22 protein-coding genes are annotated in these 20,915 nt (G+C 30.8%); 6 read left to right on the top strand and 16 right to left on the bottom strand.

The window, feature by feature from the left end:
* Window positions 1-540: 540 nt before the first annotated feature.
* The 3 genes from perR to bcp form a co-directional block, all read right to left on the bottom strand.
* Window positions 541-993, bottom strand: a complete 453-nt coding sequence (gene perR / locus ACVBFA_RS04405; RefSeq protein WP_002458536.1) for a peroxide-responsive transcriptional repressor PerR — start codon at window positions 991-993, stop codon at window positions 541-543.
* Between the two features lie 95 nt (window positions 994-1,088).
* Entirely contained in the window at window positions 1,089-2,039 is a 951-nt protein-coding gene (locus ACVBFA_RS04410; RefSeq protein WP_447158788.1) for a phosphoglycerate dehydrogenase, read from the bottom strand.
* A gap of 2 nt (window positions 2,040-2,041) precedes the next feature.
* The gene (bcp, locus tag ACVBFA_RS04415; RefSeq protein WP_002447424.1) at window positions 2,042-2,500 is read right to left on the bottom strand and encodes a thioredoxin-dependent thiol peroxidase; all 459 of its coding nucleotides are present in this window, start codon (window positions 2,498-2,500) and stop codon (window positions 2,042-2,044) included.
* Between the two features lie 80 nt (window positions 2,501-2,580).
* Between bcp and ACVBFA_RS04420 the strand changes: the two genes are divergently transcribed.
* Window positions 2,581-3,870, top strand: coding sequence for a glutamate-1-semialdehyde 2,1-aminomutase (locus tag ACVBFA_RS04420; protein ID WP_002490301.1), 1,290 nt, complete (start codon window positions 2,581-2,583; stop codon window positions 3,868-3,870).
* Window positions 3,871-4,176: 306 nt separating this feature from the next.
* Window positions 4,177-5,271 (top strand): FUSC family protein, encoded by a 1,095-nt coding sequence (locus tag ACVBFA_RS04425; protein WP_002487302.1) that lies wholly within the window; start codon window positions 4,177-4,179, stop codon window positions 5,269-5,271.
* 150 nt (window positions 5,272-5,421) lie between these two features.
* On the opposite strand, the gene ACVBFA_RS04430 is transcribed toward ACVBFA_RS04425, so the two are convergent.
* The 3 genes from ACVBFA_RS04430 to mutY form a co-directional block, all read right to left on the bottom strand.
* Window positions 5,422-7,158 carry an ABC transporter ATP-binding protein gene (locus ACVBFA_RS04430; protein WP_002447427.1) on the bottom strand — a complete coding sequence of 579 codons (1,737 nt, stop codon included), beginning with the start codon at window positions 7,156-7,158 and terminating at the stop codon, window positions 5,422-5,424.
* Window positions 7,159-7,399: 241 nt separating this feature from the next.
* Window positions 7,400-7,942: a nucleoside tri-diphosphate phosphatase gene (gene ntdP, locus ACVBFA_RS04435; protein WP_001830384.1), complete on the bottom strand. Its 543-nt coding sequence runs from the start codon at window positions 7,940-7,942 to the stop codon at window positions 7,400-7,402.
* 106 nt (window positions 7,943-8,048) lie between these two features.
* Window positions 8,049-9,092 carry an A/G-specific adenine glycosylase gene (mutY, locus tag ACVBFA_RS04440; protein WP_002487334.1) on the bottom strand — a complete coding sequence of 348 codons (1,044 nt, stop codon included), beginning with the start codon at window positions 9,090-9,092 and terminating at the stop codon, window positions 8,049-8,051.
* 179 nt (window positions 9,093-9,271) lie between these two features.
* On the opposite strand from mutY, the gene ACVBFA_RS04445 reads away from it, so the two are divergent.
* Entirely contained in the window at window positions 9,272-10,246 is a 975-nt protein-coding gene (locus ACVBFA_RS04445; RefSeq protein ID WP_002447429.1) for a metal-dependent hydrolase, read from the top strand.
* 196 nt (window positions 10,247-10,442) lie between these two features.
* On the opposite strand, the gene ACVBFA_RS04450 is transcribed toward ACVBFA_RS04445, so the two are convergent.
* The 7 genes from ACVBFA_RS04450 to ACVBFA_RS04480 form a co-directional block, all read right to left on the bottom strand.
* Window positions 10,443-11,258, bottom strand: coding sequence for a hypothetical protein (locus ACVBFA_RS04450; RefSeq protein ID WP_002458541.1), 816 nt, complete (start codon window positions 11,256-11,258; stop codon window positions 10,443-10,445).
* Between the two features lie 8 nt (window positions 11,259-11,266).
* Complete coding sequence (locus ACVBFA_RS04455) at window positions 11,267-12,784, bottom strand: ATP-binding cassette domain-containing protein (RefSeq protein ID WP_126122246.1); 1,518 nt, start codon at window positions 12,782-12,784, stop codon at window positions 11,267-11,269.
* Window positions 12,785-12,799: 15 nt separating this feature from the next.
* Window positions 12,800-13,114 (bottom strand): YfhH family protein, encoded by a 315-nt coding sequence (locus ACVBFA_RS04460; RefSeq protein WP_001830430.1) that lies wholly within the window; start codon window positions 13,112-13,114, stop codon window positions 12,800-12,802.
* Window positions 13,107-13,910, bottom strand: coding sequence for a recombination regulator RecX (gene recX, locus ACVBFA_RS04465; RefSeq protein ID WP_002487342.1), 804 nt, complete (start codon window positions 13,908-13,910; stop codon window positions 13,107-13,109). Before recX ends, ACVBFA_RS04460 begins: the two co-directional genes overlap by 8 nt.
* Before the next feature lie 278 nt (window positions 13,911-14,188).
* The gene (gene sgtB, locus ACVBFA_RS04470) at window positions 14,189-14,998 is read right to left on the bottom strand and encodes a monofunctional peptidoglycan glycosyltransferase SgtB (protein ID WP_126122245.1); all 810 of its coding nucleotides are present in this window, start codon (window positions 14,996-14,998) and stop codon (window positions 14,189-14,191) included.
* Window positions 14,999-15,321: 323 nt separating this feature from the next.
* Window positions 15,322-15,840 carry a type 1 glutamine amidotransferase domain-containing protein gene (locus ACVBFA_RS04475; RefSeq protein WP_002447434.1) on the bottom strand — a complete coding sequence of 173 codons (519 nt, stop codon included), beginning with the start codon at window positions 15,838-15,840 and terminating at the stop codon, window positions 15,322-15,324.
* Between the two features lie 299 nt (window positions 15,841-16,139).
* Window positions 16,140-16,301: an SE1561 family protein gene (locus tag ACVBFA_RS04480; RefSeq protein ID WP_001830395.1), complete on the bottom strand. Its 162-nt coding sequence runs from the start codon at window positions 16,299-16,301 to the stop codon at window positions 16,140-16,142.
* A gap of 158 nt (window positions 16,302-16,459) precedes the next feature.
* Here ACVBFA_RS04480 and yfkAB point away from each other — a divergent pair, with 158 nt between their 5' ends.
* Window positions 16,460-17,602, top strand: coding sequence for a radical SAM/CxCxxxxC motif protein YfkAB (gene yfkAB / locus ACVBFA_RS04485; protein WP_002499517.1), 1,143 nt, complete (start codon window positions 16,460-16,462; stop codon window positions 17,600-17,602).
* 135 nt (window positions 17,603-17,737) lie between these two features.
* On the opposite strand, the gene ACVBFA_RS04490 is transcribed toward yfkAB, so the two are convergent.
* The 3 genes from ACVBFA_RS04490 to ACVBFA_RS04500 form a co-directional block, all read right to left on the bottom strand.
* Complete coding sequence (locus ACVBFA_RS04490; protein WP_002447436.1) at window positions 17,738-18,268, bottom strand: acyl-CoA thioesterase; 531 nt, start codon at window positions 18,266-18,268, stop codon at window positions 17,738-17,740.
* An 80-nt stretch (window positions 18,269-18,348) separates the two neighbouring features.
* Window positions 18,349-19,590: an aminopeptidase gene (locus tag ACVBFA_RS04495; protein ID WP_002458545.1), complete on the bottom strand. Its 1,242-nt coding sequence runs from the start codon at window positions 19,588-19,590 to the stop codon at window positions 18,349-18,351.
* 1 nt (window position 19,591) lies between these two features.
* Window positions 19,592-19,807, bottom strand: a complete 216-nt coding sequence (locus tag ACVBFA_RS04500; protein WP_001830421.1) for a DUF1128 domain-containing protein — start codon at window positions 19,805-19,807, stop codon at window positions 19,592-19,594.
* A gap of 141 nt (window positions 19,808-19,948) precedes the next feature.
* Between ACVBFA_RS04500 and ACVBFA_RS04505 the strand changes: the two genes are divergently transcribed.
* Window positions 19,949-20,413: a low molecular weight protein-tyrosine-phosphatase gene (locus tag ACVBFA_RS04505; protein ID WP_001830437.1), complete on the top strand. Its 465-nt coding sequence runs from the start codon at window positions 19,949-19,951 to the stop codon at window positions 20,411-20,413.
* A gap of 7 nt (window positions 20,414-20,420) precedes the next feature.
* The gene (locus ACVBFA_RS04510) at window positions 20,421-20,705 is read left to right on the top strand and encodes a YtxH domain-containing protein (RefSeq protein ID WP_002447438.1); all 285 of its coding nucleotides are present in this window, start codon (window positions 20,421-20,423) and stop codon (window positions 20,703-20,705) included.
* The last annotated feature ends 210 nt before the right edge of the window (window positions 20,706-20,915 follow it).

Raw genomic sequence — 20,915 nt, forward strand, 5'->3', positions numbered from 1 at the left:
TTTAACACTTACAATACACTATTGTAACAAATAGAATTTATTAAGTCAAGAATTAATTTATATTTTATTCCTTGTCGATTCTTAATTAATTCAACAAATAACATTTTATAATGTATTGATTTTAATTTCAATAGTCAAAATTACACTTTGTTAACTAAATTTTAAAGTTCTTAACTTTTTCTTTTCAATTAATTAAACTGCTTTTGACGACTTTTATATAGTATCAAGATATAAACGTAACGTCAATATTTATTGTTGATTTTTTAAGTTAAAATTTACTTAATGAGTGAATATATATCTACATATAGTACATTATAATTATATAGTGTAAATACTTTCGTTTTGTACATATGCAATACGAAGTCTTATGTAAAAAAAAGAGGCTGTACAAATTATTACAGCCCCTACTACTTATATACGATTAATTATATGAAATTGCTAAACAGTCATACTATTTCATCATTATTTTATCTCAATAAAACTTCACAAAAGTATCAATAATGACTAAATTTTTATTTTGCTTCTATGAACTTACTTTCATCAATTTTCTTCTTCTTTGCAATCTTTACATACTCCATATATTTCCATCCGATGATGAGTAACATCAAAATCTGTTACATGTTGAGCTAATTGCTCTACTTCATCCAATTGTGGATAATGGAAGTCAACGATTTTACCACATTTTTCACATATAATGTGGTAGTGATTATGTGTATTAAAATCAAACCTACTAGATGAATCACCATATGTTAACTCTTTGACTATACCAATATCTTTAAATACTCTTAGATTATTATAGATAGTAGCAACACTTATATTAGGAAATTTAGGTGAAAGTGCTTGATATATTTCATCTGCTGTTGGATGTGAATGTGAAGATATAAGATAGCGCATAATTGCTTGTCTTTGGGGTGTAATACGAACGCCCGCTTGTCTTAATGACGCAATGGACTCTTCAAGTTCATGATCAATAGATTCAAGTTCCGCACTCACTTTTTTCACCATCTTTCTAAATAATAATTATTATTACTTAATATTAATATAACTGTTGCTATAAATAAATGTCAATAAATACTTGCTATTTTCAATTAGTAACCATAATCTAAGTCTACTTTATTCTCAATTACATCATAATTATTGAGAAAATGCTCAAGATTCTTTTTGAAAATATCCGTAGCTTCTCTATTATTATTAGAATCATTACCTGTAATATGAGCAGTTATAGTCACATTGTCTAAATCATATAAAGGATTATCCTTACTAAGTGGTTCTTTTTCAAAAACATCCAAATAAGCATGTCTGATTAATCGATCCTTGAGTACATTGATGAGCATTTCCTCATCAACAATTGTTCCCCTTCCTACATTTATAAATAAAACATTATTGTTGATTTGTATGAAATGTTTTCTTTTTAATAAGTGAATTGTTTCTTCAGTTTCAGGTAATGCATTAACAATAATATTCGCCTTTTCAATAACATTATCTAACTCTTCAATTGTATATACTTCATCAAATTGTTCAACATTTTTTCCTGACTTACTAACCCCTATCACTTTCATTCCAAAAGCTTTGGCTAAATAAGCAGCCCTTTGTGCAATCGCACCTGTTCCCAATAACAATAAAGTCTCTTCGTTTAATCTTTTACCAGTAATTCTGGAGTCATAATTTTTTTCAATTTGATTTCTATAGGAAGTTTTCATTTTTTTATAATCATCCAAAATGAATGTCATTATATATTCAGAAACTTGTTTAGCTTGTATACCTTTACCATTTGTTAGAATGATATCTCGCTCTTTAATATAATTTAACGGTAAATTATTTACACCTGTTGCAAACCATGCAATCCATTTAAGGTTGATACAATGTTCGATAAAGTGACGATCTATTTTGCCATCATAACCTATTAAAATGTCCATAGTTTTTCTATCATTGATTGGGATATTTATAGCTTTGTCATAAAATTTAAATTCTTCGTTTGGAAATTGTTTTCTTAATTCGTTTTCTATTTCATTTAATCTATTTAAGCTAACAATTTTCAAAATTAACCCTCCAGAATATTTTTTATTGTTTCAATTTGCGTTTTTACCTTTACATTTTCAATCACATCAATAATGTTACCATTTTCATCGAGAATAAATGTTGTTCTTACAATCCCCATATTCTCCTTGCCAAATGATTTTTTCAATTGGTAAACCCCTACTTTATTAGCAAGTAGATAATCTTTATCTACAAGTAAGTCAAAATTCAATTGATGTTTTTTTATAAAATTTTGATGTTTCTTTTTAGAGTCTGCACTTATTCCATATATATCTACATCAAGTTGATTAAAATCTTCAATGTGATCTCTAAATTCACAAGCTTCAGTAGTACACGTTGGTGTATTATCTCTTGGATAAAAATAAAGAATTGTTTTACGACCTTTAATTGTTTCATTTGAAATAAAATTACCATCTTGATTTTCTAAAGAAAAAGAAGGAAATTGTTCACCTTTACTAATCATATACTCACCTATTTCTTAATTGTGTTGATTTTATGATACGATATTAATTGAAAATATTAAATAAAAAGAGGTTGATAGATATGAAATTTACTGAAAGCGAACGTCTTCAGCAACTTTCTAATGAATATATTTTAGGAGGTGTGAATTCACCTTCACGGTCATATAAAGCAGTAGGTGGTGGGGCACCAGTAGTAATGAAAGAAGGTCATGGTGCTTACCTATATGATGTAGATGGTAATAAATATATCGACTATCTACAAGCTTATGGACCAATAATAACTGGTCATGCACATCCACATATCACCGAAGCTATCCAAGATCAAGCAGCAAAAGGTGTACTTTATGGTACACCTACTGAATTAGAAATAAAATTCTCAAAAAAACTTAGAGAAGCAGTTCCTTCTTTAGAAAAGATCCGTTTCGTAAACTCTGGTACTGAAGCAGTTATGACAACAATTAGAGTTGCTCGTGCTTATACTAAAAGAAACAAAATTATTAAGTTTGCAGGTTCTTATCATGGTCATTCTGATTTAGTTTTAGTGGCAGCTGGAAGTGGACCTTCTCAACTTGGTTCTCCGGATTCTGCTGGTGTCCCCCAAAGTGTTGCACAAGAGGTTATTACAGTACCGTTTAATGATATAGAATCATATAGAGAAGCTATTGATTATTGGAAAGACGATATTGCAGCAGTATTAGTAGAGCCGATTGTGGGTAATTTTGGGATGGTTATGCCACAACCAGGCTTCTTAGAAGAAGTAAATAAAATTTCTCATGACAATGGAACATTAGTTATCTATGATGAAGTTATCACTGCTTTTCGTTTCCATTATGGTGCAGCTCAAGATTTGTTAAATGTTAAACCAGATCTCACAGCTTTTGGTAAGATTGTTGGCGGTGGTTTACCAATTGGAGGCTATGGTGGTCGACAAGATATTATGGAGCACGTTGCACCACTAGGTCCAGCCTATCAAGCGGGAACAATGGCCGGTAACCCGTTATCAATGAGAGCAGGTATTGCTTTATTAGAGGTACTTGAACAAGAAGGTGTTTATGATAAACTTAATCAATTAGGACGTCGTCTTGAAGAAGGGTTACAAAAATTAATAGATAAGCATCAAATTACAGCAACAATAAATAGAATCTATGGCTCACTGACATTGTATTTCACAAATGAAAAAGTTACGCATTATGAACAAGTTGAAAACTCTGATGGAGATGCATTCGCTCAATTCTTTAAATTAATGTTGAACCAAGGCATTAATCTCGCACCTTCTAAATTTGAAGCATGGTTCTTAACTACAGAACATACTGAAGAAGATATCGATCGCACACTAGAAGCAGCTGATTATGCATTTAGTAAAATGAAATAACCTACAGTATGAGAACTTGACACTTTAAGTATGTGTTCAAGTTCTTTTTATGTTCAATTATGGATTAACTGTTGAAAATTTAATTGAAATTTACGTTTTCACTTTTCCTGAGCAAAATTTATGATAGTTCATAAAATTTAATAGTTTTTAAAGTACAAAATAAAACTATTGGCTTAATTTCTTAACTTTTTGCATCTAAAAACCAAATTGCATATAGATAAACTTGATTATTTAAGTTCAGGGGTGTATAACAATAATGAATAAGAGTATTATTTTTACTCAAAATAATTAAAAGGAGCATTTAATTTGAGACTTGGAGCTCGGATTTTCAAAACTGGTATAGCCATTATCTTAGCTATGTCTATCGCTTCTTTACTTCCTGATAATATTGGTCTAAAAACGTTAGCGGGTGTCAGTGCAGTAGTTGCCATGCAACCGAGTGTTTATCGCTCAATCAAAACTGTTTCTGAACAAGCTATTGGTAATGTGATTGGTGCACTACTTGCAGTAACAATGGTAACGATATTCAGTAATAATTTCATTATCATGGGTGTTACCGTTATTTTACTCATTGCAATTTTGTTCCAATTTAATCTAGCTCATGTAGCAACACTTGCAAGCGTAACTGCTCTTATAATTATGGGGCAACATACTGGTTCTTTCTATGTTGTTGCATTTTTTAGATTTGTACTAGTGATGATTGGTGTATTGAGTTCTTCTATTGTCAATCTAATTTTTTTACCTCCTAAGTTTGAAACAAAAATTTATTATAATTCAATGAATATTTCTTCTGATATATTTGTGTGGTTTAAACTTGTACTCAATGACACATCAGAATTTCATAATATTAAACAGGATGGTGATCAACTAAACTCACGCATCAATAAATTAGAAAAGATTTTCGACTATTACAATGAAGAAAGACCATTAACAAAAAAACATATTTATCAACAAAATAGAAAAAAAATACTATTTAGAGAAGTAGTTAGAACGACTAGACAAGCATATGAAGTGCTAAAACGAATGTCACGATATCAAAATGATTTATATCAACTAAATAATCAATTACTTTTACAAATCAAATTAGAACTTGATTCATTAGTTACTTTACATGAACAAATATTTAAGAGTTTATCAAAAAAAGCTAGATATGATGTCACTCAACTAGATTATGAAGTTGACAATCCTCAGAAGAAAAACTTGATGGATGCTTTTCAGCAAGAATTAATTAAAAACCCACATCAGACGCAATATTCTTATAGTAATATGATGCAAATTATTGCTGAAATTGAAGAATACAGATATCAACTTGAACACTTAGATCGCATCCGTTTAAGTTTCTTTACCTATCACCGTTCTGATACTGATATAGACATTTCAGAGGAGGACTTTGACTTATAATAAAAAGGTAACTCAGAATTTTATTGTATTAATCAGTGAAATTCTTCTAGCTAGCAGTTTTGACTATAGGTAAAATAGTTCTTATTTTTAATAACTGCCAACAGTACAAAAATGCCTGAGACAACAACAGTCTCAGGCATTTTCAATGTTTTATAAATTTTGAATACTATAAAGATGCTCATATGCACCGCGTTTATTAATTAATTGTTGGTGTGTGCCAGTCTCAACAATTCGTCCATTTTCCATTACAACTATCCTATCTGCATGAGTAATTGTCGATAAACGATGTGCAACAATTAATGTTGTTCTATCCTTACTTAAAACATCAAGTGCTTCTTGAATAATTGCTTCACTCTCTAAATCCAATGCACTTGTTGCTTCATCTAATATTAAAACAGGAGGATTATTTAAAAAGATACGTGCAATTGACAACCTTTGTTTTTGTCCACCTGATAATTTAACTCCACGTTCCCCTACTTCAGTATCATATCCATTCGGTAAGTTTGAAATAAAATCATGGGCATTCGCCATTTTTGCAGCTTCTACGACTTCATCATCAGTCGCATCAGGCCTACCCAACAAAATATTCTCCTTAACAGTATCAGAAAAAAGAATATTATCCTGTTGTACTAAGCCTATTTGATTCCTCAAACTACCAGTTAGGAACTCTTTAACATTATGATGATCGATAAGTATTTCACCTTGAGTCACATCATAAAATCTTGGTATAAGATTAATCAAAGTAGATTTTCCACCACCACTCATACCTACAAAAGCTACAGTTTCACCTTTGTTAATTGTTAAATTAATATCGTGTAATACTTCTTTTTCATTTTCATTATATTTGAAACTCACATGTTTTAAATCAATTTGACCCTCACTGATTTTAATTGGCTGTGCTCCAATGCCATTTTTGATGTCGTAATCCTCATCCATTAATTGAAATACTCTGTCCATAGATGCAAAACTTTGTGTAAGTGTAGTAAATGAAGATACTAGTCTTCTAAGTGGTCCAAATAATTGTTCTAGATAACCGACAAATGCTGCTAGAGTTCCGACAGTAATCGACCCGGTAATTGCTAAATATGAACCCACGCCAATCACAATTATTGGACCTAAATCTGTAACAGTATTAATAGCAGCAAAAGAATACGCGTTCCATCTTGTATGTTGGAAGGCTCGTTGTAAAAAGTTTTTGTTATGGTTATCAAAATTTTTCGCTTCATTGTCTTCAATAGCAAAACTTTTAATAACAGACATTCCTTGAACCCGCTCATGTAAGAAGCCTTGTACTTCTGCTAGAGCTTGTGAGCGCACACGTGTAAGTTTACGTAATCTTCCAAAGAAAAAATAAACAGTTAAAATATAAAATGGAAAAATAAAAATAGCAGCAAACGTCAATTTTACATCAAGGAAGAACATAATAGAAAGTGCAATAATAATCGTTATACAGTCAAGCCAGATATTCATCAATCCAGTAAGAATGAAGTCTTTTGTTTGTTCGACGTCATTAATCACTCTTGAAATGACTTGACCGACTTGATTATTTGCATAAAAGCGAGCACTTAGTGCTTGCAAATGATTATACAATTGTTTACGAATATCATATAGTATTTTATTACTTGTCCATTGAGCTAAATATTGTCTAATAAACTCAATCGGCGGACGAACAATTAAGAATATAAATAATGCAATTCCTATTGCTACACCAAGGTGACTAAATTTTTCTTGATTTGTAAGCGAATGATTATTAATCACGCCATCTATAGCATATTTAATCAATAAAGGTATGAGCATGGGAATACCGAATTTAATAATTCCTACTATAATTGTTGCAATAATACGATATCTATAAGGTTTTACAAACTTTAAATATCGTTTTATCATGCGCCTTCCCTCCTAATAATTTGAAAATGAAGAGAGGTTGGCACATTGCATTTGTATACACTTTAAAAATAAAAGATACAAATGTTAATGTCTCAACCTCTAATACACGAAGACACTCTATCAGATATTAAGTTAGAAAGATGAACTAACAAATTATCATTGTTGTTACACTTCATTTATGAATTTTTATAGATTACTTTTACAATATAAATTATTTTAATCTTATTTACATCTATTTTGCTTAATAATCTCTAATTTTTTTATAACGTTCTTTCCATACTTTTATAAAGTCAGGAGCAAAAGGTCCCTTTTTTTGTTCTATCCATTGTTGTAAAATATCAACATTTCTTCTTAAAATAATATCGATATCATGAGGGTAATTCATTTGGTTCATATGTTGCTCGTACTCATCTTCATCAAGTAAATGATATTTTCCGTTCGGATAAACTTTGATATCTAAATCATAGTCAATATATTTTAAAGCTTCTTCGTCACATGCAAAAGGCGAAGATAAATTACAATAATAATAAATACCATCTTCTCTAAACATACAAATAACATTAAACCAATATTCAGAATGAAAGTATACAATTGCTGGTTCTCGAGTAATCCATGTACGCCCGTCACTTTCAGTTACTAAAGTGTGATCATTACCACCAATAATCACATGTTCTGTTCCCTTTAAAATTGTGGTTTCTGACCAGACACGATGAATATTACCATCATGTTTATAACTTTGAATCTTAATATTTTCTCCTTCTTTAGGTATGGATTCCTTTACCATACTCCACACCACCTTTATCGTATTTAACCATTTAGATTATATCATATTTTAATATGCTTGATTAACCTATCATTTATAAGTGGCATATGAGATTGATGTTTATAAATTAACCTTCAATAAACTTATATATTTTATCCATTGGTACGGGAAATGTATACTGATCCCTATCATCTAAATTAAACCACGTCATTTGTTGAGGTAAATCATTCTCCTGTATATTAAGAGGTGCTGTAACATTGTATACTTCAATATCCCATGTAAGATGGGTAAATTGATGTTTTAATTTAAATACTGGTTCGTTAATTGTTTCGATTCTTTTTCCTAAATCATCAGATATCACATCGTTTGCATTTGTTTGTTCTCTCATTGGAAATTGCCACATACCGTTAAGAAGTTTTTCTTTACGCTTTTCAAGTAAATATTGACCATTATCATTACGAATCAGAAAAACTTTTTGCTCAACGTTTTTTTTATTTAAACTTTTAGTTTTCACTGGTAATTCTTGTGCAGTCCCCATATGAAATGCCTCACAGTGTTCTTGAATAGGACAAAACAAACACAATGGTGATTTTGGAGTACATACTAACGCCCCTAGCTCCATCATCGCTTGATTAAATGTTCCCGCATCCTTCAACACATATGGGTGTAATTCTTGTTCGAATGCTTTTCGAGTAGACTGTAACTTTATATCACGATAGTCATTGTTTAATCGTGACCATACTCTAAAAACATTACCATCGACAGTTGCTAAAGGATGGTTGAAAGCTATACTCATGACCGCCGCCTGAGTATATGGACCCACACCTTTTAACTTTTTAAATGTTTCAGGATCGTATGGTACCTCACCATCATAATTATTATTAACTTCTTTTACGGCAGTATGGAAATTACGCGCTCTGCTATAATAGCCTAAACCTTCCCAATACTTCAACACTTCATCTTCACTAGCTTCGCTCAACGACTGAATTGTAGGGAACCTATGTATAAATCTATAGTAGTAATCTATAACAGTGTTTACTTGCGTCTGTTGTAACATCACTTCACTTAGCCAAATATAATAAGGATTAGTCGTTTCTCTCCAAGGCATATCTCTTTGATTTTTATGAAACCAATCTTCAATATCTTTTTTAAAAGAATTTTCTAGATACATAAAACCTTCCCTCTCTATTAGTTTCATAAGAATGTATTATTAAAAGCATTCTTATGTTAACTTTAACATGACTCTATATTACATTACTTAGTATATGTTTATTTAAAGTAAGTTAATTTTGTTATTTCAACTTTTAGATTATAATATATATTAAACAAAGAAGAAAAGAGTGAGCAATTATGGACACAGCCACACATATCGTTATGGGTGTGGGTCTTACAGCTTTAGCAACGCAAGATCCAGTTATGGCAGGATCATTTGCTGCTACTGCGACGACTTTAATCGCAGGTTCTTTAATACCAGACGGTGACACCGTACTGAAACTAAAGGATAATGCGACATATATTTCACATCACAGAGGAATTACACATTCATTACCTTTTACAATATTATGGCCTATATTAATTACATTTTTTATATTTGTAATATTTAGTCACACGAACCCCTTACATGTATGGTTGTGGGCACAACTAGCAGTGTTTTTACATGTCTTTGTAGATATTTTTAATTCTTATGGTACTCAAGCATTGCGTCCCATAACTAACAAATGGATTCAATTAAGCGTGATTAATACCTTTGATCCGATAATATTTATTATTTTAAGTATCGGTGTCTTATTGTGGATATTAGGTATTCATCCATATATTGTTTTCTTTCCAATCATATTAATTCTCATAGGCTATTATATTGTAAGATTTAAGATGCAAGCAGCAATTAGAAAACAAGCACTTCAAAAAATTGAGCAATCGCATACACCAGTAAAAGTATTCGTAGCTCCAACAATGAAATTTCATGTATGGCGGGTCGCAATACAAACAGATAAGCATGATTATGTCGGTGTTTCCAAATGGAAAAATGTAGTTTTCACTGATAAAGTTAAACGCCAGTCTATGACTCCTGATTCGATATTATGGAAAGTTAAAGGTAATAAAGATATTTATACATTTTTAAACTTTTCTTCAATTTATCGTTGGCAAACTACGCCATTAGATGATGGCACAACGGAAATTCGACTTATGGATTTAAGATACTTAAATAAAGGTCGTTATTCTTTTGTAGCTATTGCACATTTAACACATGAAAATGAAATTGATCACTCTTATATTGGGTGGGTATTTAGCGAAGATAAATTACAACGTAAATTATTTTCATAATATATTTGAGTGTTACAAAATTCGTATTAACTACGATGCTAATATTGAAGAAAACTTGATATGAAAGAATTTCAATTTAGCCATCGACTGCCTATAAATTAAGAATGCCTCAGACTTTAATTGATGTCTGAGGCATTCTTAATTTAATAAAATATCGTACACTTTATTGAACTATTTATTTATCTAAATTTACGTTTCAACGTTCCTTTTCTTTATTCTTTTTCTCTTTTGAATAACTCTTTTGGTTAGATTGGCTTTGATATTTATCAAATGCTATGTGACGCACAAGCGCATAATTAATCACACACATGATTCCAATTAAAATAATAATATATAAATGATAAGGTAAATTGCTCATACTGACTGTACCAAATACTATTGCTTGCGAACTACCATTTACGAAATAATACAGAGGATTTAACATCATAATATGATTAATCACATTTAAATTTGTCTTAGGGATGTATGTAATTGGAACCATAAAGAAACTGATAGCACTTACTATAATAAATATCAGTTTTACATGTTTAATTGCATAATTCAGTAAGCCCAACATTATCGAAGTCACACTGATAAAAATGGCTATAATTACTAAATAATATAAAAATGAAAGTATTGATGCTTCAAAATTCACAGGCTTAAGGATAATAATAACTATACCCAGAATAAGTATTGTTATTAAACCTAACATCGCTATAACTATAGTAGGTGTGACAGCAGATATATGAAATGACTTCATGACAACGAAATCTCTGATATAGTACTTATAAGCTATATAAATAGATTGTATAATTATGCTGAATATGATGAGTGATGAAATTCTGAATAACCAACGCACTTGAACAATATCAGTAGTATGGTTAAAATTAAAAAATCCTTCTAATGCTAGAATAATTACTAGTCCTATAATTAGGCTAATTGCAAACCACTTCCATGTTTGCTTAAGCCTTTGAGTACAAAAACTAAAAAGATGTGGTAAGTTTTTAATATATACAATTAAATTATCTATCATTTTCACACCTACAATTCAATATAAATCCATTTTTCTTCTTTCATGTCAGCGATAAAATAACCGCTTCCATTTTTTGTAATCCATACATCCTTCGTGATATTAAATGTTTTTTTCAATTCCGTTTTATTTGTCATTGGAATAACAAATCCAGACAGTTTATCATTATCACCAAATATCATTTTTATAGGTTGTTGCGTGATCGGTACAACATACTGTTTATCTTTATCAGGTCTAAGCGTTTCTGTTACTTTATCATGTTTTTGATGTAAGTGACTGTTAAAGTACTCTACGTAAGTACTATAATTTGATTTTATATAAGGTGATAATTTCTTAAAAGTATGAGATTCGTATAACCCAGCTGGATTGAAATAAAACACTTGATTTTTACTAATACTATATGTCCTTTGATTCAATTCGACGCGGTACCTTTTGTTATTTTCACCCGTAATTGTAATTAAACTATACTTAGGTACTTTTAAATTTTTAGACCCGTTTAAAGTAACTGATCCATCTAATGCTAATCCATATGCAAGTTTTTCTTCGTAAGTATCTTTATTCTGATTCTGTATGGATGCTTGAGTATTAATATTCCCTAGTTTGACCATACCTAAGTTATTAAAGAAAAGTACAGTCATTAAAACAAGCCCCATCAAAAAGCTGACAAATAATGTCCAAAATCTCACTAGAAATTTTGGTGGCTTAGCATGATTATAACGTTCTATTCTTTTGAAATTATAAGTCATTTCAGGAATCCGAGATCGATTCTTCTTCCAATCATAATCAAAGTTCTCAATTTCCATTTCTGATTTTAAACTATTACGATCTTTTTCATGTTCTCTAAAAGTTGGTAACACCTGATTTAGAGAACCTTCCTTGCGTATCTGGCCATGTGATATCCATGTTATGTAGTTGCTTGTTTTACTTATCTTTTCTATATCATTATCGATTAAGACTAGAGTTTTATTTGCTTCAATATAATCTGTTGATAAAATGGAAGCTCTTTCTATAAATGTTTCATCTAAATGTGATAAAACGTGATTTAAGATGATAATATCGTTTTTTGAAGAACGTGCAATACTAAGTAAAAGTTGTGCGTATGATTTTTCGCTTAAATTAGAAACCTTTTCCTCTATGTGATCACCTAAATGTGCCCAATGAATAATTTGTTCAACTTTATGCTCAGTTACTTCATAAGGAAAAAGTTGTACGAGTTCGCTCACATATTGGCTCACAGTTAAATTATTAATCTTTCGATCATCAATATCACCGAAATACAAGTTTTTAGTTCGAACAACCTTACCTTTATCAGGTTTCACTGAACCACTTAAAATTCGACCAATCAAAGTTTTAGAAGATCCAGGTTCACCGATTATACCTAATGCTTCACCTTGATAAATGTGCAAAGAAATATTATTTAGGTTGATGTCCTCGGCATCATAACCCAATGGTCGATACCATTTTTTTGAACTATGATTTCTATAGTAATGTGTTACCTTGAGTAATTTTAAAACTATTGAGCTTCCCATCAATTATACATCCTTCTAAAATTTTAATAATGCTAATGGTAGACCTTCCTCAGGTTCACTACTGTTTATTCTAAACCCCCATGCAAATACACCCTTGAGTCGTTCTACTTTAAAGTACTGTTTACTACCATCATTGAGTTTATAGATTTTTCCAGGTTCAATTTTATTGCGATCCACTAGATAGCTTTCTGCTATAATCACTTTACTTTGATAAACATCATATTCATTCATAATGCCATTCATCTCTGCTTTACGCATTTTTTCTTTAAATAATTGTATTTCATGTCTAAGTTCTTGCTCGGACATTTCACTCATTTTCTTTTTATTCATACGATATACCACTTTCTTCTAATTTAGATTTAATTTTATCATAATTATAGCCTTTTCTCATAAGTGCCTCTATGGTTTTAATAACACTTTTATCACTGTCATATTTTTTACAATTTTTATTATAGACTTTCTCTAAATCACGTTGCAATAAATGGTCTAATGTTTCTTCGTCTTGAGAAAAATCTATTTCATTCATAACTAGTTGAATCGTTTCAAGATTATATCCTTTTTGGAGAAGTGACTGTGTTACTTTTTGCTTTACCTTTGCTTCAGGGCCTTTTTTAGACTTCATCACTTTTTTACCAACTTTAATAACGTCATCTAATGGTTGTTGTTGTTCATATGCTTTGACATATTTTTCAATAATCGTAACTTCAATACCTAATTGGTAGAGTTTTTGTCTATATATTTCTGGCCCTTTATCTGTAGTATGTATCATGGTATTTTTTAAACTTTCTGCGTAATCTTCATGATCAATAAACTTTTCCTTATAGCAATAGTCAATGACATCTTGAATAGCATTACTTTGAATATCGTTTTTTTCTAAATACTGTATAACTTCTCTTTCAGTACGTTTCTTATAAGACAAGTATTGAATTGCGAGATTAACACCTCGACGGTAGTGATCATATTCTTGAATGTTCTGCATATCTGACGGTTCAAGTATTTGATCTTTTTTTAAGTTAAATTTAACTAGTGTATCAATATCTATTCCCATTTCAAATTCTCCATCTAAAAAGAGATTAAAGCGTTCTTTATTCTTTTTTTGTACTTCTATTTTAGTTACCTTTGGCATTTTACTATCCCTACTTCTATATTCAAACGTTTTTTCTTACATATATTATTACACATCATTAGATGTTTCATAAAAGACTTTGAATTTTATATATTTACTTTATGCAATAAAAAAGAAGTAAAACAGATTTCATCCTGTCCTACTCCTTCAAATTTATTTAGCTATCGACTCAAAATGTTTTAAAAGATTGACACAACATCATCATTAAATAGTTAATAAAAGTATTGCTTCTATAAACTAATACCAATATATTTATATCATCTTTATTTGTTTGTCGTTTAATTTCCAAGTTGAGACATAGCTTCTTGATATTGTGATTCACTAATAAAATTTTGTTGTTTCATTTTCTCTAAATTGGTTTTAACTCTATTGATGTAATTATTCGACATATCATTTACGTCATACACACTTGGCGCATTTACTTTGCTTGCTAATATGGCACTTTGTAACACACTAATCTGACTCATATTTGAATTGTTTTTATCTACCGTTACACCAAAATAATGATTTGCAGCACCTTCTACAGTATATTGATTATCACCATAATAAATATTATTCATATAAAAACTTAAAATTTGATTTTTACTGTATTGCTTTTCAACTTTACGCGCTACAAACAATTCTTTGATTTTTCTTGTAAAGGATCGTTCATTATCGTAATAATAATTCTTTACAACTTGTTGCGTAATTGTACTTCCACCTTGCACATCTCTATCGCTAATAGTTGAAAACAATGCCCTTGTCGTTCCTTTTATATCAAAGCCATGATGTTTATAGAAACGCTCATCCTCTATTGAAATAAATGCGCCTTTTACATAGTTAGGCATATTTTCGGTAGCAACAAAATCACTTTTATTTTCTATTGATTTTAAATCATCTACATTTGCTCTTGAAGAAATAAAGTACATGACACCAAAAAATATAATCAATAAAATTAATATAGTGATAATTGCTTTTAAGAAAATTTTTTTACTTTTTTTCTTTTTCGGTGGTTTCCCTATTGGTTGATAATACGTATTGTAATGAGGTCGTTGAGACTCATAACGTTGTTCAATATAATCAGCCGTATATTTATCGCTTCTTTTCATGGGTTTTCTCCTTTTCTCAAACTCACCCTTTTAAAGTGAGTTTACCAATTGTTTAACCGTTTAGCTATAGTTAAGTTAAAAAATCAGTCCCAAGGTGTAGCAATAGTTCTAAGACTTAAGTAAAGTCAAAAGTATAATTTATTCATTTATACTCAAGTTGACATTTCCAAGATATCATTTAGCTGTCAAAATTCAGTTTTTAATCATATATTTAATGCCATAAAAAAGAGACTGTTGAGAAAGTCAAAGACTTTAACAACAGTCTTAATCAATAATTTAAAATCAAAATAATGAGTGCAGATTAGCTCATTATAAATTACGATTTATGCTTCTAATTTTTTTACAATTTCTCTATTGAAGTCATCTAAATCATCAGGTACACGACTTGTTACAATGTTGTTGTCTACCACTACTGATTCATCTACAACATTCGCACCAGCATTTGATAAATCTTTGCGTACGTTAATAACACCCGTAATTGTACGTCCTTTTAAATCGTCAGTATCAACTAATACTAATGGACCGTGACAAATTGCAAATGTTGGAACATCATTTTTAGTGAAATACTTAGCAAAAGTACCATAGCGACCTTCTTCATCACCACGTAAGTGGTCAGGTGAAAATCCACCAGGAATTAATAATGCATCATAGTCTTCTGGTTTGGCATCAGCAATGCTAACATCAACAGTGACTTTCTCACCGTGCTTACCAACAACTTCATGGTTAGCTGTATCACCAATCACTTCTGTTTCAAATCCAGCATTTTCTAATGCTTCTTTAGGACTTGTTAATTCTATATCTTCAAATTCATCTGCTAGAATAATTGCTACTTTTTTTGTCATAATTTGACATCACCTTTCATTTATCTGTTTTTCAATCTAAATATAGTATAGACAAAAAAATAGGGTGTTAAACATCTATTGCTAAATTTTCCAAATTAAAAAAGAGCTAAACTTATTAGTATTATTACATTGTCATTCTCCAACCCCAACTTGCTTTGCTTGTTGAATTTCTCTCTGAAATTCTCTTTGTTGGGACCCCAATACTAAATTATATGGAAAACTTTTATGTTTTAATTATTCAGTGGTTATACGTTAAGAAAGTCTAGGATTGTGATTGATGTCCTAGACTTCCTAAATAATTATTTTGAAACTTGTTTCACTTTTTCTTCCAACTGATCAAGTAAACCAATCCACTCATCAATATCTTCTACACGTACCTCATCCGGATTTACGTGATCAATGTCTTCAATAAATTTGTTTAATCGTGTTTTAATTTGATCAATCGTTTGCTGTTCACTCATTAAATATTGGAACTCCTTTTTACTTGTATTTACTACGATAATATTATCCTAACAGAATTTGACAAAAAGCGATATAATCATAATAATATTCATTGTACATTTTGCACATAATCAAAACAAAGTAGATGGAAATTTTTTAATTTTAGGAGTAATAAATTATGATAATATCAAACAAATCCCCTATTTCTATCAACAATGACCCATGGGAAGCATACAATGATATTTTAGAACATAACCAATTAACATTGAGTAATATAGAATTTACAACTACAAATTTATGTAATATGCGTTGCAGTCATTGTGCAGTTGGTTACACTTTACAAACTAAAGATCCTGATCCTCTTCCAATGGATATCATCTATCGACGTTTGGACGAGATACCTAACTTAAGAACATTGTCTATTACAGGTGGAGAACCCATGTTTTCCAAAAAATCAATCAAAAACGTCGTTAAGCCTCTACTTAAGTATGCCAAACATCGTGGTATTTATGTTCAAATGAATTCAAATTTAACTTTACCTCAAGACCGGTATTTAGATATTGCAGAATACATAGATGTTATGCACATTTCACATAATTGGGGAACCATTCAAGAGTTTACTGATGTTGGCTTTGGTGCAATGAGAAAACAACCTCCTCTAAAAGCCAAGTTGAAATTATATGAGCAAATGCTTGAAAATTCCAGCACTTTATCAGACCAAGGCATGTTCGTTTCGGCAGAAACAATGCTTAATCAAAGCACAGTCCCTTATCTAAATAAAATACATAACGAAGTGGTAAATGACATGAAATGTAGCCGTCATGAGATTCACCCAATGTATCCATCTGATTTTGCCAGTCAATTAAATGTATTATCTCTTAAAGAAATGAAAGAAGCTATTCATCATTTATTAGATATACGTGATGAAAACACATGGATGTTGTTTGGTACTCTACCTATCTATCCTTGTTTAAATGATGAATATGATCAACATTTATTGCAACGTTTAAGAAAATCAAAGAATGTTACAATGAGAAATGACCCTGATGGTCGTAGCCGTTTGAATGTTAATGTATTTACTGGCGATGTTATTGTGACTGACTTTGGTGATGAAAATGGTACAATATCTAATATACAAAAGGATAAATTGACAGATGTATTCAACCAGTGGTTAAACACTGATCTTGCACAATCTTTAAATTGTCATTGTGCAGAATATCACTGTCTTGGTCCAAATGTTTTAGTTAAAAATATGTATTACCCAAATACTGATTTCAAGAAAAAAGAACAAAAAATGCATCAATATCAAATATTTTCGTAACAAATTTTGGTATAAACAAACAGTAACCACTCTATGTTGTTTTTAACAATCATAGGGTGGTTACTGTTTTATTAAAAAAGAAAACTTTATTGTTAAACTTATATTATCTTATCATTTAAATTAATTACTAAATTCTTACTTTTCGATATGTCTAACTCTAGATAAATATTCAATTGTATCTATACTTTCTTTACGACGTTCTTTACGTCTAGCAACACGTTGTGGTGCAGTTTCATGGAACCATTTTTCTACAGATGTTTCAGGTTCAACATCAGGTACTGATGTTGGCTTTCCATCACTATCTAATGCTACAAAAGTTAAAAAACTTAAAGCAGCCAAATGGCGCTCGTTCTTATAAACATCATCAATAACAATTTGAACACATATCTCCATCGAACTTGTTCCAGCATAAGAAACCATTGCTTCATATGATAAAATATCTCCTGTTGTAATAGGTCTTAAAAAGTCAACAGAATCTGTTGATGCAGTAACAACTGGGTTCCCAGCGTGCTTCATAGCAGTAATAGCAGCTATTTCATCTATATTTGCCATTAAAGTTCCACCGAACATTGTGTGATGATGATTGGTATCTTGTGGATATACCTGTCTTGTTTTGACGCATTTAGCATCTGACATTTTTTTGCTTTTTCTATTTGTGTTAGCCATAAATCATAATCTCCCCAATTTATAATATTTAAACAAACTCCCAATTCATTTCAATAAATTGATTGTTTATTCCACTTATACTATTTAGCCCAATTTCCATTTTTAAAAACTAATTCTTTTGTTTCATCTTGCAATATCCCATAAATTGTTAAATCAGGACTACCAATCATGAAATCTTCATGAATATTGGAATCATTAAGTCCATTTGTAATTTTTTCTTCTGTAGTCATTTCAGTACCACCTTTGATATTAAAACTATAAGCTGACCCAATAGCTAGGTGGCATGATGCATTTTCATCAAAAAGAGTGTTATAGAATATTGTGCGTCGGTTTGATATTGGTGAATCGTCGGGCACTAGTGCTACTTCCCCTAATCTACATGCACCTTCATCAGTTGCAATCAAATCTTTAAGTAATTTCTCACCTTTTTCTGCTTTGACATCAACTATCACACCATCTTTAAAAGTCAATGTAAACCCGTCTATAATGTTACCATTAAGATTTAAAGGTAATTTGTTTGTTACATATCCATTAACATTGTTTCTATCTGGAGCTGTAAAAACTTCTTCTGTAGGGATATTAGCAATAAAAGGTTGACCGTCCCCATTTACATAACTTGTTGCATCTTCCCATATGTGTCCTTCAGGTAACCCTACTATTAAATCCGTGCCTTCTGATATGTAATGTAAAGCTTGATAGTTTTTCTCTTGTAATCGTTTAGCGTGAACACTTAAATCTTTAACATGTTTTTCCCAATTTTCAATTGGATTTTGTCCATCTACACGAACAATATCAAATACTTCATCAATGAATTTAATATATGCCGATTCAACATCCAACTCAGGATAGACACGATGTGCCCAATCTCGCGTAGGAAAAGCAGCCACTACCCATGGAAACTGGTTTTTTTGACTTGCTTCCATATATGGTTTAAATCCTTTTGAGTATACAGTTTGATACGCTTTTAACTTATGCGCGTCTATTCCACTTAATAGCTCTGGATCTTCAGCAATGAGTGCCAAGTTCGCTGCACCACGATTAACATAATCAAGACGCTCTTCAATATCATATTGTTTGAGTTCTTGGTTTTCAAAGTGTTCAACTGATTCGTTTTCAAATTTTAATCTTTTTAATCTCGGGTCTGTGTAACTCACTCGAACATCTTCTGCCCCTGCTTTATATGCTTCCTCGACGATTAAATGAGTTAATTCTAAAGCTTCGACAGATGAACGTATAAATACTGGTTGATGTGGCTGTACATTCATTCCCACTCTTACTAATAATTCTGCATATTGTTTTAACTTATTATGATAACTCGTCATATTAATCCTCCATATCTTGTCTAAGTTGTCCTAAATGGTCCGCAATGGCCGTAACCTCACTAGGCGAGAATGAATCTTTAGACATTACGAATTCATATATTTCGCTTATGTCTTGATGAGGTGTTGATTTAAATTTTTCCGGATTAAGTAATGCTTGATTTACAATATTTAATTTTTGTCTAATATTAGAAATCATTTCTTCATTAGATAATGACATTTAATTCACCTCTTTAGTTCAATATTCTATCAAAATATCATATTTTGTTAAACTTTGATAGAATTTGAGGTTAAGTACTTTCTTATTGTTTAGATAGTATATAAAATGGGCATATAAATACATAGTTTGGAGTGAATACTTATGATACATGTAGCATTTGTATGTCTAGGTAATATATGTCGTTCTCCAATGGCTGAAGCTATCATGAGGCAAAGACTACAAGAAAGAGGCATTTCAGATATAAAAGTTCATTCTAGAGGTACAGGACGTTGGAATTTAGGCGAACCTCCACATAATGGAACACAAAAAATTCTACAGAAGTACCATATTCCTTATGATGGTATGGTGAGCGAACTTTTCGAACCTGATGATGATTTTGACTATATTATTGCTATGGACCAAAGTAACGTAGACAATATCAAACAAATCAATCCAAATTTACAAGGACAATTGTTCAAATTGCTAGAATTTAGTAACATGGAAGAGAGTGATGTACCAGATCCATACTACACTAATAATTTTGAAGGTGTTTTCGAGATGGTGCAATCATCTTGTGATAATTTAATTGACTACATCGTAAAAGATGCAAATTTGAAAGAGAGGTAATTCAACTATGGAAAATAAATTAGTACCTGGTATTTTAATTGGTGCCGTAATTGGTGGCGCGGCTGCTCTTGCTGATAAATCTACACGTCATTCTTTAAAACAATCATTCAAAGACATCAAAGAAGGAAATCGTACACGTAAACCTTCAAAAATAAGTAGCATCAAAGATGAAGTAATGTATTGGAAGGATACATTAGAAGAAATACGTCGCAATAATCCTGAATTAGAACGTTCAATTAAAGATGCTAAAGAAACTTTTGTAAATCGTAAAAATCAACGCTTAGGTAAATAAACTTTTAAATACGTAGCATTTTCTGAGAAAGTAGGACTTCAATTGGAAAATGTAGGCATATAAGTTTATGATATTCAATGACTATGAAGTGGAACGGAATTCATTCTAGATGAATTTTGCTCCACTCTTTTTATCTTTGTTGATTATAAACTCTACATTGATTGTTAAACTTTGACTCGCCCTTGTTTAATACTTTAACTCGTGTTTAAA

It is taken from the genome of Staphylococcus sp. MSU001 (assembly GCF_052976705.1).